The 16,515-nt window shown below is 71.9% G+C and carries 1 protein-coding gene; it reads right to left on the reverse strand.

The window, feature by feature from the left end:
• Positions 1–81: 81 nt before the first annotated feature.
• Positions 82–16,281 (reverse strand): non-ribosomal peptide synthetase, encoded by a 16,200-nt coding sequence (locus EL493_RS19725; RefSeq protein ID WP_022566899.1) that lies wholly within the window; start codon positions 16,279–16,281, stop codon positions 82–84.
• Positions 16,282–16,515: the final 234 nt, after the last annotated feature.

A 16,515-nucleotide genomic window follows, 5' to 3' on the forward strand; every position in this document is an offset into this window, starting at 1 on the left:
GGGTGGGCGTGCACCGCGGATTATCGATTCGCCCTGGCCAGGGGCAATGCGGCCAGGGCGAATCGGGTCAGGCGGCTCGGGTCACAGTTGCAGGGCGGCGGCGATGGTAGCCAGGGCCGTCGGGTCGGTCATGCGCCAGTGGGTTGCATCGACTGCATGATTGCGCACGGTGCCGGTGAGGGCGTCGGTCCAGGAGTCGGCGTTGGTGGTGCCGGTCGGGTCGTCCTGGGCAGCCGTGAAATAGGAGATATCGCCGGTGAAACGGCGGGGACGGTAGGCGGCGTCGAGGGTGGCGGAGGCGGTGGCCGCGTCGAGGATGCGATCGATCCGGGTGGCGTCCAGGGCGGTCGTGGCGCCGGTCAGTTCGGTGAGCGCCTTTGCCAGGGTCTGGGCGTCGAGGGTGTCGTCGCCCAGCTGGGTGCCGGAGAATCCGCCGAGCAGGTCGGCGGCGGTGACCCGGGCGGGTACGGCCGCCGGTGCCGCGGCGGTGAGGGTGCTGTCGAGCATCGCCAGCACGGCGACCTCCTCGCCGTCCGCCTGGAGCTGGACCGCCATGGCGTGGGCGATGACGCCCCCGAGGGACCAGCCGAGCAGGTGGTAGGGGCCTTCCGCTTGGACCTCACGGATCTGCTTGATGTAGAGCCGCGCCCATTCCTCGATCGAATCCGGTAGCGGTTCGCCGGAACTCAGCGCGGGTGACTGCAGGCCGTAGAGGGGCCGTTCGGGGTCCAGGTGCGCGGCCAGACCGCTGAAGGACCAGGCGACGCCGCTGATCGGATGCACACAGAACAGCGGTGCCCGGGTTCCGGACGGACGCAACGGCAGCAGCATGCCGAAGGCCGCCTCGGTGCCGGTGCTGTCGGCGCCGCCCGCGCGCAGGGTCGCGAGCAGCCCGGCCGGGGTCGGGGTGGTGAAGATCCACGTCACCGGGATCGGCGCGGCGACCGCCTCGGCGAGCTGGGCGGCCAGGCGCGTCGCGGACAGCGAGGTGCCGCCGAGCTCGAAGAAGTGGTCGTCGAGGCCGGCCCGGTCCAGGCGCAGGACATCGGCGAAGACGTCGCACACGGTCTGCTCGATCGCGGTGGCGGGTGCACGGTAGGTGCGTGCGGCCAGCTCCGGCGCGGGCAACGCGGCCCGGTCGACCTTGCCGACGTGGGTGAGCGGGATCCGGTCGAGCACCACGACGGTGGCGGGCACCATGTGCGCGGGCAGCGTGCGCGCCGCCCAGTCCAGCAGTGCGTCCACGGTGACCGTGCGGTCCCCGGCGGCGACCACATACGACACCAGCACTGTTTCCCCGGCCTGGTTCTCCCGTCCCACGGTGACCGCGAATCCGACGTCGTCGTGCGCGCCGAGGACCGCGTCGATCTCCTCGAGTTCGATGCGGAAGCCGCGGATCTTGGTCTGGAAGTCGGTACGGCCGCGGTACTCCAGTTCCCCGTCGCCGTTCCACACCGCGACATCACCGGTGCGGTAGAGACGGGTGCCGGGCTGGAACGGATTGGCGACAAATCGTTCGGCGGTGAGGTCGGGCCTGCCGAGATACCCGGAGGCCAGCTGTGCCCCGGCCAGATACAGCTCGCCGGGAACACCGACCGGTACCGGCCGCAGCCACGCATCGAGCACGTACACCTGACTGTTCCAGACCGGCTTGCCGATCGGGACCGTCACCGTGTCGGTGGCGCCGACCCGGTGGCTGGTGATGGACACGGCCGCCTCGGTGGGCCCGTACACGTTGAACAGGGTCATGTTCGGTGCCGCGGCCGCGAACCGGCGGGCCAGCGCGACCGGCAGTGTCTCGCCGATGGCCAGCACCCGGCGCAGCGAACCCGGCAGGGTCTCGGTGAGCAGCGCGTCCAGCATCGACGGCACCACGTGCAGGGTGGTGACCTCTTCGCGACGCAGGAGTTCGGCCAGGTAGGCCGGATCGCGGTGGCCGTCGGGTGCGGCGACCACCAGGCGGGCGCCGCACACCGCCGTCGACCAGAACTCCCACACCGACAGGTCGAAGGTGGCGGCGGTCTTGAGCAGCACGACATCGGTGGCGGTGAGCCCGAAACGTTCGGTCTTCCACCGCAACTGGTTGACCACGGCGGCATGCGACACCGCCACCCCCTTGGGGCGGCCGGTCGATCCCGACGTGAAGATCACATACGCCGTGTTCGCCGGCGACAGCGGCGCGACCCGCTCGGCATCGGTGAGCGGCGCGGCGCCGTAGCCGGTGAGGTCCAGCTCGTCGACGGTGACGACCGGGGTGGTGGCCGTGTCGAAGCCGGTGGCGGCGTCGGTGAGGACCAGCAGCGGTGTCGCGGTGTCGAGGATGTGGCCGGTGCGGGTCGCGGGCTGATCGGGGTCGATCGGCACATACGCACCGCCCGCGACGCTCACCGCGTACATGGCGACCACCAGGTCCGGTGAGCGGCGCATGGCCAGCGCCACCCGTGTTTCGGGGCCGACCCCGACGGCGATCAGGCAGCGGGCGAGCCGGTTCACCCGGGCCCGCAGCTCGGTGAAGCTCCAGCGCAGGTCCCCGGCGACGAGCGCGGTCGCGTCCGGGTGCGCGGCGACCGTCGCGTCCAGCAGCGTGGCGAGGGTGGCGGCGGGGCCGGGGTGGCGGGTCGTGCGGTTCCAGCGTTGCACGATGCGGGTGCGTTCGGCCGGTGCGAGCAGGTCGATGGTGTGCAGGGCGGCGCCGGGCGCGCGCACCACGGCGGTGAGGACGCGGGTGAAACGGTCCAGGAATCCGCGCACGGTCGACTCGTCGAACAGGTCGGTGGCGTAGGTGCAGTATCCGGTGATGCCGGCCGCGGCACCGTCGGCGGTGTAGCGGTCGGCCAGGATCAGGTGCAGGTCGAACTGCGACAGGTCGCGGTCCAGTTCCACCGAGGTGACGCTGATGCCCGGCAGGTCCATCCGCACCTCGGCCAGGTTTTGGAAGGACAGGCCGACCTGGAACAGCGGATGCCGGGCGGTGGAACGGGCCGGGTTGAGCTCCTCGACGAGTCGTTCGAACGGGACGTCGGCGTTGGCGAAGGCCCGCAGGTCGATCTCGCGCTGGCGGGTGAGCAGTTCGGCGAAGCCGGCGGCGGAGTCGACCTCGGTGCGGAAGACCAGGGTGTTGACGAACATGCCGATCAGGTCGTCGAGGACGGCGTCACCGCGCCCGGCCACCGGGGTGCCGACGGCGATGTCGGTGGTGCCCGACAGGCCCGACAGCAGGACCGCCAGCGCGGTGTGCACGGCCATGAACAGTGTCGCGCTGTGCGCGCGGGCCAGTTCGGTGAGCGCGGCGTGGGTGGCGGCGTCGACGGTGAACGGCACCCGACCGCCCGCGTAGGACTGCACGGCGGGGCGTGGACGATCGCGAGGCAGGTCGAGCTGGTCGGGCAGACCTGCCAGCGCCTGCCGCCAGTAGGCGATCTGCTCGGCACCGACCGAGCCGGGATCGGCGTCGGTGCCCAGCAGCGTCTGCTGCCACAGCGCGTAGTCGGCGTACTGCACCGGTAGCGGGGTCCACGCGGGCGCACGGCCGGTGGTGCGGGCACGGTAGGCGGTGACCAGGTCGCGGGTGAGCGGGCCGCCGGAGAAGCCGTCACCGGCGATGTGGTGGATCGCCATCGCCAGCACGAACTCGCGTGGCGCGGTCTCGAGCAGGGTGGCCCGCAGCGGCACCTCGGCGGTGACGTCGAAGGCCGCGGAAACCAGTTCCCGCACAGCGGGTTCCGCGTCGTCGGCGGTGCGGAACCCCAGACGTGGCACATCGGGGTGGTCGACGGGCAGCACGACCTGCACCGGCGTCCCGTCGGGGACCGGATACACCGTGCGCAGGATCTCGTGCCGGGCGATCACGTCGGCGAACGCCGCACGCAGCGCGTCGATGTCGAGTGCGCCATGCAGCCGCAGCACCACGGGAATGGTGTAGGCCGCGGTGGCGGTGTCGAAGCGGTTGAGGAACCACATGCGCTGCTGGGCCGGCGAGAGCGGGATACGGTCCGGGCGCGGCCCCGCCGACAGCGCCGGACGGCGGCTCGCCCGCGACAACCGGGCGATCTCGGCCGCGCACGTGGCGACGGTGGGCGCCGCGAACAGCACCCGCACCGGCACCCGCAGGTCGACGGCGGCACCCAGGCGCGCGGTCAACCGGGTCGCCAGCAGCGAGTTGCCGCCCAGGTCGAAGAAGTTGTCGTCGGCACCGACCCGTTCGGTCCCGAGCACCTCGGCGAAGACCGCGGCGACGGTGCGTTCGGTCTCGGTGGACGGCGCCCGGTAGGCGCGGGCCGCGAACACCGGTGCAGGCAGGGCCTTGCGGTCGAGCTTGCCCGAGGCGGTCAACGGGATCCGGTCCAGGACCACGACCGCCGCGGGCACCAGGTGCGCGGGCAGCACCGCGGCCGACCAGCGAACCACCCCGTCCGGGTCGATGTCGCGACCGGTCACATACGACACCAGCGTCGTCTCCCCGGCCGGGTTCTCGGCGCCGACGGTGACCGCGAAACCGATCTGCGGGTGCCGGGTGAGCACCGCGTCGATCTCGCCGGGCTCGATCCGGAAGCCCCGGATCTTGACCTGGAAATCGCTGCGCCCCACGTACTCGAGCGCGTACGCGCCCGCACTGCCACGGACCCAGCGGACCAGATCGCCGGTGCGGTACATGCGCGCACCCGGGCTGTCCGGGCAGGCGACGAACCGGTCGGCGGTGGCGGCGCCGCGCCCGCGGTAGCCGCGGGCCAGCGCGTCACCGGCCAGATACAGCTCACCCACGACACCCACCGGCACCGCCCGCAGACGCGGGTCGAGAACCGTCGCCCGCACACCGGGCACGGGCGGGCCGATGGTGACGCGGTCACCGGCGCACAGGGTGGCGTAGCTGGCGCCGATGGTCGCCTCGGTCGGCCCGTAGCCGTTGAGGAAACGCCGTCCCGGCTGCCAAGCGGCCAGCAGTTCGGCGGAGCTGGCCTCACCGCCCGCCGACACGCATTCCAGCTCCGGCAGAGCCGCCGGATCCAGCGTGCCGAGCAGGGCGGGGGTGATGATCGTGTGCGTGACCCGTTCGGTCCGCAGCAGTTCGGCCAGCTCGGCGCCGCCGACGGTGTCGGGCGGGGCGACGACGAGCGTGGCGCCGCAGTGGAACGCGGTCCCGATCTCCTCGACCGACTGGTCGAAACTGGGCGAGCACACGTGCAGCATCCGATGGTCGTGCCGCAGCCACATCAGCGCCGCCGAATGCGTGAGCAGCGCACCGAGTCCGGCGTGGGTGACGGTGACGCCCTTGGGCACCCCGGTGGAACCGGAGGTGTAGATGACGTAGGCGGCGTGTTCGCGGCGCAGCGGCACGCGCCGGTCCCGGTCGCGCACGGTGGTCGAGGCGCGGGCGGCGACATCGGCGCGCACGGCCGGGTCGTCGAGCACCAGCCAGCGCACCGAACCGGGTAGCCCGGCCGCCCGATCCGCGACGGTGAGGCCCACCGTGGCGCCGGAGTCGGCGAGCATATGCCGAACCCGGTCGGCGGGATAGTTCGGATCCACCGGCAGGTACACCCCGCCCGCCTTGGCGATCGCCCACAGCGCGAGGATCGAGTGGTAGCTGCGCGGAATAGCCGAGGCGACAACGGTTTCCGGCCCCACGCCCTGCGCGATCAGCACGCGGGCCAGACGGGAGGATTCCGCGTCCAAGGTGCCGTAGGTGTAGCCGCGGCCCGCGTCGCGCACGGCGATGCGGTGCTGGCCGAAGCCGGTGCCGCGCACCAGCAGCGCGGGCAGCGTGCCCGCCGCCGCCGGGACGCCGCCGTCGCCGATCCGGGCCAGGAAGGCCGCTTCGTCGGTGTCGCAGATCGGCAGGTCACCGGCCGCGATCCCGGGGTGCCGGCCGAACGCGGTGAGGATCCCGGCCAGGCGTTCGCCGAAGACCTGGGCGGCGTGATCGTCGCCGAGGACCGTCGACACCTCGAGGTCGTCGTCGGTGACCGCGAGGGCGAGGTCGCTGTGCCGGTTCGGTGGGCGCTGGAAATCCAGTGACACCTGACCGAGGCAGCCCTGGTCGCCGCCGAGCAGTACCGCCAGCTCGGCCGGGGTGATCCCGGCATGCTCGATCGCCGCGGTCTCGGCCAGGTGGTCCGGCCCAAGCAGGTCGGCGAAACCGGTGGTGAGGTCGATGCCGGTGCGCACCACCATGTCCCGATCATCGGGGAGGGTGGTCGCGACGACGATGTCGCCGGTGCCGGTGAGTCGCGCGAGCAGCACGGCCAGCGCGGTCCGTAGCAGCGTCGTCGGCGACACCCCGGATGTTGCGGCGAGTGCGCGCAGGTCGGCGGCCGAGCCCAGCGGTACGCGCGCGGTGCCGCGGCGGCCGGGTTCGAGGTCGTCGGCGGGCAGCGCGAGGCGCCCCGGAAGATCGGCCAGGGTCTCGCGCCAGAACCGCGAGCGGGTCATCGGATCGGTCACGGTTCTGGCGAACCGGTCGGTGATCCCGGCAGCAGGGGTGCCGGGGGCGGCGATCAGGTCGCCCAGTGTGGTGCGCAGCCGGTCGGTAACCGCCTGCGCTGTCGCGTCGGAGACCAGGTCGCGACGGTATTTGATCTGCACCCGGGTGCGGGCACCGAGAAACACCAGGACGGTGATCGGATAGTGCGTGAAGTCGGCGCCTTGTAGATCGTCGATCCGCAAGTCACCCAGCGCGCCACCGGCCTGCTGCAGGCCCTCGGCGTCGACGGGGAAGGACTCGAACGCCAGCATGGTGTCGAAAAGCTCACCGAGCCCGGCCGCGCGCTGGATCGCTCCCAGACCCAGGTGATGGTGGTCGAGCAGACCGGCCTGCTCGGCCTGTACCGCACGGACGAGGTCACCGACGGTGCCGCCGGGCGCGAGACGTACGCGCACCGGCACGGCGTCGACGAACAGCCCGATCATGTCGCCGACACCGTCGAGCTGCGGCGGACGGCCCGACACGGTCGCGCCGAACACGATGTCGTCGCGACCGGTACTGCCCGCGACGACCAGGCCCCAGGCGGTCTGGAACACCGTGTTCGCGGTGACCTCGGTGGCGGCGGCGAACGCGGTCAGCTCCGCGGTGCGCGCGGTGTCGAACTCGAACTCGCACAGCCCGAACCCGTCGCCGGTCGCGGCGGGCCAGGTCAGTTCCGGCGCGAGCATCGACGGCGTGACCCCGGTCAGCACTCGCGACCAGGCGTCCTCGGCGGCAGCAAGGTCCTGTCGGGTCAGCCACGCGAGGTAATCGCGGTACGGGCGCACCGCAGGTAGGGCCGTAGCGTCACCGCCGGTGGCGTAGAGGACGAGCAGTTCCTTCATCAGCAACGGCATCGACCAGCCGTCGAGCAGGATGTGATGCCCGGTCAGCACCAGATGGCTGCGCCCGGAACCGGTCACGTACACCGTGAACCGCAGCAGCGGGGCGAGCGCGGGATCGAACCCCGCCCGCTGATCGGCGGCCAGCAGTTCCGGCAGCTGGTCCTCGCCGACCTCCTCGACGACACGCACCGGTGCTTCGACCGTCTCGGCCACCACCTGCACGGGCGTCCCGTCCGCGGCGGTGACGAACGCCGAGCGCAGATTCGCGTGCCGGTCCAGCACCGTCTGCGCGGCCCGGCGCAGCCGCGCGATATCGAGCTCGCCGGTCAGATCGGCCACGAGCTGGATCACGTAGGCGTGCACGGATTCGTCGAGCAGTTCGCCCAGCGCCAGCAGTGAATGCTGCAGCGGCGACAGCGGCAGCACATCGACCGCACCGGGGTGGGTGCGCCGCCAGGTGTCCAGGTCGGCCTGGGTCACCCGGACCAGCTCCACATCCGACGGGGTGAGGCCACCGGCGTCCGGGTGCTCGGCGTGGACGGCCAGCGCGGACAGGCAGCGGACCCACTCGTCGGCCAGCTCCCGCACGTCGTCGTGGTCGAGAATGCCGGTCGCGTACCGGAAATCGGCGCGCAATCCCAGCCCGGACCCGGTGGTAACGGCGATCGCGTTGACGTCGAGGACGGTGTGCGCGGGCAACGCAGGATCGTGATCGACCTCGATATCGCCCAGTGCCGAGGTCGGCAGCCAGGCAGCGCCGGTGGCCTCACCGGCGGTGGTCGCGCGGCCGAGGTAGTTGAAGCCGATCTGGCCGCTGTCACCGGACAGCAGTTCCCTGGTGTCGGGGTGGGTGCGGAGCAGCCCGTAGCCGATGCCGTGGTCGGGCACGGTCGCCAGGTGTTCCTTGACGACGCGGATCGCCGCGGCGAGGGTGTCGTCGTCGAGGTTCCCGGCCGCCATCTCGGTGAGGTCGAGGACCACGGGGTGGACGCTGGTGAACCAGCCGACGGTGCGGGTCAGATCGGCGCCGGGCACGACCTGTTCGGTGCGGCCGTGCCCTTCGCGGCGAATCCGCACCGCGGCCGCGGCCACACCCCGGCGGGCCCGCCAGTTCCGCACCGCGAGGGCGAGGGCGGCGAGCAGCGCGTGATCGGCACCCGCCCGGTAGCGGGCGGGCAGCGTGGAGAGGAGAGGTTCGGTGACGGCCGGGTCGACCTCGACCGTGAGCGAGCGCAGCGTGGACTGGGTGTCGAGCGCAAGATCCAGGGCGCGACGGCCCAGCAGCGGGTCCGGGGTGGCCAGCAGCCGCTGCCAGTAGCCGAGTTCGGCGGTGCGGTCCGTCTCGGCCAGGGCGTGGGCCCAGCGGCGGAACGAGGTGCCCACCGGCGGCAGCGCGATCGGCTGTGCCGCCGCGTACTGCGCCCACGCGACGACGAAGTCGGGCAACAGGATTCGCCACGACACACCGTCGATCACATAGTGGTGCGCGGCGACGGCGAGCACATCCGGGGCGTCGTCGCGCCGGATCCAGGTGAACGCGATCATCCGCGCCTCGGCCGGGTCCAGCGCCGACAGGGCCGTATCCATGGCGGCGGTACCGACCCGGGTCAGATCCGTGCCGTCCGCGTCGACCTCGGTCACCAGTGCGTCCGCGTCGACGGCGCCGGGCGCGAGTACCTCGAACCGCCAGCCGGTCCCGGCGGGCCGCAGCCGCGCCCGCAGCATGTCGTGGCGATCCAGCACCGCCGCGACAACGGCGACCAAGCCCGCCCGGTCGATCCCGTCCGGCAGGGCCAGGACCATGGTCTGGGCGAAGCGATCGCTGGAACCGCCGGCCAGGAAATCGGCCAGCACGGGCGTCAACGGGACCGTACCGACACCGCCGCCGGGCAATTCGGCCAGCGTCGGCGCGGACGGGCCGGCGACGCTGGCGATCGCGGACAGCTTCGCCACCGTGCGGTGTTCGAACACGTCGCGGGTGGTGAAGACGATGCCGGCGGTCCGGGCCAGCGACACCAACTGGATCGACAGGATGCTGTCGCCGCCGATCGCGAAGAACGAGTCGTCCACGCCCACCGTGGTCACGCCGAGGACCCGCGCGAACAACTCGGCCACCCGAGTTTCCGTGTCGCCGCACGGCGCGCGATCCACCGCCGCGCAGGCGGTGGGCTCCGGGAGCGCGGCCCGGTCGATCTTGCCGTTGGAGGTGAGCGGCAGCGCGTCCAGCACCATGATTGCCGAGGGCACCAGATACGACGGCAGGCACTCGGCGGCGAAGGTGGTGAGCACCGCGGGATCAGCCGTGTGGCCCGGGGCCGCGATCACATAGGACACCAGGGTCGTCGAACCCGACACGGTCGCCCGGCCGACGGTCACCACGGTCGCCACCTCCGGGCGAGACGCCAGCGCGGCATCCACTTCACCGGGCTCGATCCGGAACCCGCGTACCTTCAGCTGGGTGTCGACCCGGCCCACATAGTCGAGCAGGCCCGCGCGCAACCGGACCAGGTCACCGGTGCGATACATCCGCGCACCCGGATCACCCCACGGATCGGCCACGAACCGCGCCCCGGTCGCCCCGGGCTGACCGTGATAGCCGCGGGCCAGGCCGGGGCCGGCCAGGTACAGCTCACCCGTGACACCCGGCGGCACCGGGTTCAACCGTGCGTCGAGCACCACCGCGTGCGTGCCCTCCACCGGTTCGCCGATCGAGACAGGCTGTCCGGCAACGAGTTCGGCGTAGGTGGAGATGATGGTGGTCTCGGTGGGGCCGTAGCCGTTGAAATAGCGGCGCCCCGGCTGCCACCGGGTCAGCAGCTCCGGCGTCGTCACGTCGCCACCGACCGACAACACCGCCAGCTGGTCCAGTCCGGCCGGGTCGAGCGTGCCCAGCACCGCGGGCGTGATGATCGCGTGCGTGACACCCTCACCGGCCAGCAGTTCGGTCAGCTCCACGCCGCCGATGACCTCCGACGGCACCACCACCAGCGTCGCCCCGACCGAGAACGCGCACAGCCACTCGAGCACCGACGGATCGAACCAGGGCGCGCAGATGTGCAGGAACCGATGCTCGGCCCGCACGCCGTACCGGGTGCGGGCCTCGCCGACGAGCGGACCGAGTCCGGCATGGGTGACGGTGACGCCCTTGGGCAGACCGGTGGAGCCGGAGGTGTAGATGACATACGCCGGATGCTGCGCGCGCAACGGCGCACTCCGGTCGGCATCGGTCACCGGATCCGCGGCCCGATCCACGCAGGAACGCTCGAACGCGGGATCGTCGAGGATCGACCACGTCACCGAGTCCGGGACGCGATCCCGATGCGCCGACATCGTCAGCCCCACGCCCGCTCCGGCATCGGTGATCAGATGCCGCAGGCGCTGCGCGGGCGCGGCCGGATCCATCGGCACGTACACGCCACCGGCCTTGGCGATCGCCAGCGCGGCCGCCACCATCTCATAGGACCGCGGCAAGACCACCGCGACCGGCACTTCCGCGCCGACACCGCGCGCGATCAGCTCCCGCGCCAGCCGCGAGGTGTACTCGTCCAGCTCACCGTAGGAAACAGACCGGCCCCCGGCCCGCACCGCGACCCGGTCCCGGCCCAGCGCGACACCCCGCGCCACCAGATCCGGGAACAACACCCCGGTCGGCACCGCGGCCTCCGGCCTGGCCGTCAATGCCGAACGCTCACCGGCACTCAGCATCGCCAGATCACCGACCGCGGTGTCTGGCGCCGCGAGCGCGGCGACCAGCAGCCGCACCAGCCGCTCGGCGAACACCGACACCGTGCCCCGATCGAACAGCGCCCGCGCATAACCCAGTTCGGCGGCGATCCCACCGTCCGGGTCGGCGAACAACCGCAACGCCAGATCACACTGCGGCGACCCGGCACCCGGGCGGGACTCGGTCAGCAACAGGACCCGCGGCGGCGCGGCCTCGACCCCGAGCACCGACCGTTCCGCCGCCGTCAGCGCCGGATAGGTGAACGCCCGCCGGGCCACCACGGCCGCGTCGGCGACCAGATCGGCGAAGGCACGATCACCGGGCACCGGCAACCGGCACACCACCGTGTCCGCACCCGCGCCCGCACCGGGCGTGCCCACCACGATCTCCGTGCTGCCGGACAACCGGGCCAGCAGCACCGCGAACGCCACATGCACCACGGTGAACACCGTGGTCTCACCCGCGGACGCGAGATCGAGCATCCGCCAATGCGATTCGGCCGGAATACGGAAACCGACCCGATCCTCGACCACGACCGGGCCCGCCGGCCGAGGCCGGTCCGTCGGCAGATTCAGGTCCGCGGGCAGATCGGTGAGCACGCTCCGCCAGTACGCGGTCCGCGCGATCGCGTCGCCCGGCACCGCCTCCAGCAGACTCGCGACCGGCTCGTCCGGGGTGTGCACGACCGCGTCGAGCACCGCGCGCAACCGATCGGACAAGGCCTGCGCGACCTCCGGGCCGACCGAATCCAGCCGGTACTGCACCCCGACCCGGATACCGTCACCCACCTCGACGCCGACCGCCACCGGATAGTGCGTCGCATTGGCCGCCTCGACCCCAACGATCTCCAGGCCGTCGATCGACCCGTGCGCCTGCCGCATCCCCTCGGTATCGACCGGGTACGACTCATAGGCCATCAACGTGTCGAACAGCTCACCGGCCCCCGCCACCCGCTGGATCTCGGTCAGCCCCACCTGATGACCCGCCAGCACCGCCACCTGATCGGACTGCACCCGCGCCAGCAACGCCCCCAGCGACACTCCACCGTCGATCCGGACCCGCACCGGAATCGTGTTCGCGAACAACCCCACCATCGCGTCGACACCGTCGAGTTGCGGCGGCCGACCCGACACCACCGCACCGAACAGCACATCCGCGCGACCCAGCGCACCGGCCAGCACCACCCCCCACGCCGCCTGGAACAGCGTGTTCACCGTCACCTCGTGCGCGGCCGCCGCCGCACCCAGCACCTCGGCCTCCGCCGCCGACAACTCCAGCGCGCACAGGCCGTACCCCGGCACCGGATCCGCCGGCGGCAGCACCGCACCCGTCACCATCGTCGGCACATGCCCGGCCAGCGCCGTCCGCCAGCCACGCAACGCCGCGTCCCGGTCCTGGCGGTGCAACCACGCCAGATAGTCGCGATAGGGCCGCACCGGCGGCAACGGCGACGGACCACCGTCGACGGCGTAGGCGACCAGCAGTTCCTTCATCAGCAACGGCATCGACCAGCCGTCCACCAGCAGATGATGCGCGGTCAGCACCAGCTGCAGACCCCCGTCCCGCCGGTACACCGTGAACCGCAGCAGCGGCGGCGCCGTCAGATCGAAACCGATCCGCGCCTCGGCCGCCAGCAGTTCCCGCGCCGCCGACACCTCGGTGTCGACCACCCGCCACGGCACCACCGCACCCTCGACCACGAACCCGACCGGCGTCCCATCCGCCGTCGCACCGAACGCGGTCCGCAAGATCGCGTGCCGATCCAGCACCGACTGCGCCGCGCGCCGCAACCGCGCCAGATCCACCGCACCGGCCAGCTCCACCGCCAGCTGCACCAGATACGGATCCGACCCCTCCGACACCTGCGCCAGGAACAACAACCCGAGCTGCAACGGCGCCAACGGCACCACATCGACCAGCCCGGCCCGCTCCCGCTGCCACCCGTCCAGCTCCGCCTGGGTGACCCGCACCAACGCCACATCGGCGGGGGAGAGGCCACCCGCCGCTGGACCACGCAGATGCTCGGCCAGCACACTCAGCGCCGCTGTCCAGCACTCCGCCAGCTCCCGCACCGACGCCTCGTCCACCAGCCCCGCCACATACGAGAACGACGCCCGCAACCGCACCTCGGCACCGGAACCGGTGGCCAACGCGTTGATGTCGATCACCGCGGCCGCGGGCAACGCCGGATCCTGCGCGGCGACCGGCTCACCCCACTCCTCGGTCGGCAACCAGGCCATCTCGCCCGCCTCGCCCGGCACATCGCCCGCGGAGATCCGGCCCAGATAGTTGAACCCGATCTGACCGAGCGAGCCGTCGAGCTGCCCGGCCGACTCCGTGTCCAGCTGCCGCAGCATGCCGAAACCGATGCCCTTGTGCGGCACCGCCAGCAGCTGCTCCTTCACCGCCTTCACCAGCGCGGCCGTCGCCACACCACCGGCCCACGCCGCCTCGGTATCGATCCCGTCCAGCTCGAGCGCGACCGGATACATACTGGTGAACCAGCCGACCGTGCGCGTCAGATCGGCGCCCGGCACCGCGGTCGCCTCCCGGCCGTGGCCCTCCAACCGCACCCGCGTCGCCGACACGTCCACACCCCGACGAGCCCGCCACGTCCGCACCGCCAGCGCCAACGCGGCCAGCAACCCGTCCTCGGCACCCGCGCGATACACCGCGGGCAACTCCGTCAGCACCGCCCGGCTCACCTCGGCCGACACCGACACCCCGAAAGTCCGCACCGCCGAAGCGGTGTCGACCGCCGGGTCCAGCGGCCGGTCACCCAGCAACGGATCCGGTACCGCCAGCACCCGCCGCCAATACTCCAGTTCGTCCCGGCGAGCGGGCGCCGCCTCGCTCAGCCCGTGCGCCCACCGGCGAAACGACGTCCCGACCTCCGGCAACACGACCCGCCGGCCCGCCGCGTACTGCGCCCACGCGGCCACCAGATCCGACAACACGATCCGCCACGACACCCCGTCGATCGCGGCGTGATTGACCGCCACCACCAGCCCGTCGGGACCGTCCGCCCGGCACAGCCACACGAATGCCACCATCCGCGCCGCCGCCGGATCCAGCGCCGCCAGCGCCGCATCCAGTGCCGCGGCCGCGATCTCGGCCCGCTCCTCGGCACTGCGGCCCGCCGGAATGTCGACCCGGGTGAGCAGTTCGTCCACCGGCACCGCACCCGGTGGCAGGGCGGTCAGTTCCCATCCACCACCGTCGACCGGTCGCAGCGCGGCACGCAGCATGTCGTGGTGGTCCAGCACCGCCCGCAAGGTGCCGGTCAGCGCATGGCGGTCGATGCCCGCGGGCAAGGCCAGCACCATCTGCTGACTGAACCGGGCGAACGCCCGCCCACCCGCCACCGACGCGGCCAGCACCGGCGTCAACGGCATCGCGCCGACACCACCACCGGGCAGCTCCGCCAGCGTCGGCCCCGCCTCGGCACCGACCACCGCCACTCGCGCCAGCCCCGCCACCGTCCGATGCTCGAACACGTCCTGCGGCGTGAACGCGATCCCCACGTTCCGCGCCCGGGACACCAGCTGGATCGACAGAATGCTGTCCCCGCCGGCCGCGAAGAACGAATCCTCCGCACCGATCTCGGTCAGCCCCAGAATCTGGGTGAACAGCTCCGCGATCGCGATCTCCACCGGACCCTCGGGCGCCCGGGAACCGACCGCACCGAACACCGGCACCGGCAGCGCCCGCCGATCCAGTTTCCCGTTCGGCGTCAACGGAATCTCGTCCAGCACCACCACGACCGACGGCACCATATGACCCGGCAGCGCGGCGCCGGCGAACCGGACCACCTCCTCCGGATCCACCGACACCCCGTCACGCGCCAGCACATACGACACCAGCACCGTCGCACCCGAATCGGCCGTCACCCCGACCGTCGCCGCGAACGCCACCTCGGGATGCGCCGACACCGCCGCGTCGATCTCCCCGAGCTCGATCCGGAAACCACGTACCTTCACCTGGAAATCGGACCGGCCCAGATACTCGAACTCACCCTCGGACGTCCGGCGCACCAGATCCCCGGTCCGATACATCCGCGCCCCCGCGACCCCACCGAACGGGGCCGCGACGAACCGCTCCGCCGTCAGCCCGGGCCGCCCCAGATAACTCTGGGCCAGCGCGGGACCCGACAGATACAGCTCACCGGCCACCCCCGCCGGCACCGGGCGCAGTCGCGCGTCCAGCACCATCGCCCCGACACCGGGAAACGCCGCACCGATCGTGACCGGCTCGTCCGGCAGCAACGCGGCACTGCCCGTCGCCAGGATCGTCGCCTCGGTCGGGCCGTACCCGTTGAAGAAGGCCCGCTCGCCGACCGCCCACCGCCGCACCAGCGCCGGACCGAACGCGTCACCGGCCACTACGACCACTCGCAGCGCGTCCAACCCTCGCGGATCGACCGACTCCAGTGCCGCGGGCGTGATCAGCACATGGGTGACCTGCTCCCGATGCAGCAACGCGGCCAGCTCGGGGCCGCCGAACACCGTCGGCGGCGACACCACCAGCGTCGCACCGGTCTGGAACGTCACCAGCAGCTCGAGCACCGACACGTCGAAGTTCGGTGAGCACACGTGCAGCACCCGCGACCGCGCGTCCACCGCATACCGTTCCCGCGCCGCCGTGACCAGCGCACCCAGCCCGGCATGGGTCACCACCACGCCCTTGGGCCGTCCGGTCGATCCCGAGGTGTAGATGACATAGGCCGGATGCTGATCCGTCAGCGGACGCACCCGGTCCACATAGGAGATCGGATGCGCGGGCCGGTCCGCGATCCGATCGCGGACCGCGGGGGAGTCGACTGCCAGCCACTCGAGCGATTCGCCCAGCACCGGGGCGTGCGCCGTGCCGGTGAGTCCGAGCACCGCGCCCGAATCGGCCACCAGATAGGCGATCCGCTCCGCGGGCAGACCGGGATCGACCGGCACATACGCCGCACCCGCCTTGGCGACCGCCCACACCGCCAGCACCGACTCGACCGAACGGGTGAAACCGAGCGCGACCACGTCACCCGGGCCGACACCACGGTCCAGCAGTTCCCTGGCCAGCCGTGAGGACGCCGCGTCGAGCTCGGTGTAGGTGAGTTCGCGGCGCGCGCCGCCGTCGGCAGGGGAGTAGGTGATCGCGATCGCGTCACCCGCCGTATCGACCGCCGCGGTCAGCAGCTGCGCGAACAGGGGAGCGCTCGCCTTGCGATTGCCCCGACCTCGCGTCGCACGACGAACCTCACCCATTCGAGCACTACATCCTTCACCAATCCGGCCCACATCTGCGATGACCCGCGAACCCTGTCGGATTCTGGGCCTACCGGGGGCGGACCAGGTCGAACAAGCAAGAAGGAGTCGATATCGGGGCGTTCGGCGACCATGACACCACACGTCACGCTGTCAAGACCACACAAACGGTACGTACTACGGCCCATAAACCGTCTCCGGGCCCGAATTTGTGCGCATGGCACAATATCGAGG

Origin of the sequence: Nocardia asteroides (assembly GCF_900637185.1) — a bacterium.
Taxonomy (GTDB): domain Bacteria; phylum Actinomycetota; class Actinomycetes; order Mycobacteriales; family Mycobacteriaceae; genus Nocardia; species Nocardia asteroides.

What these genes read in the sequence shown, in the direction of transcription:
- EL493_RS19725 (WP_022566899.1), bottom strand. Translation starts at nt 16,281, where the DNA reads ATGGGTGAGGTTCGTCGTGCGACGCGAGGTCGGGGCAATCGCAAGGCG.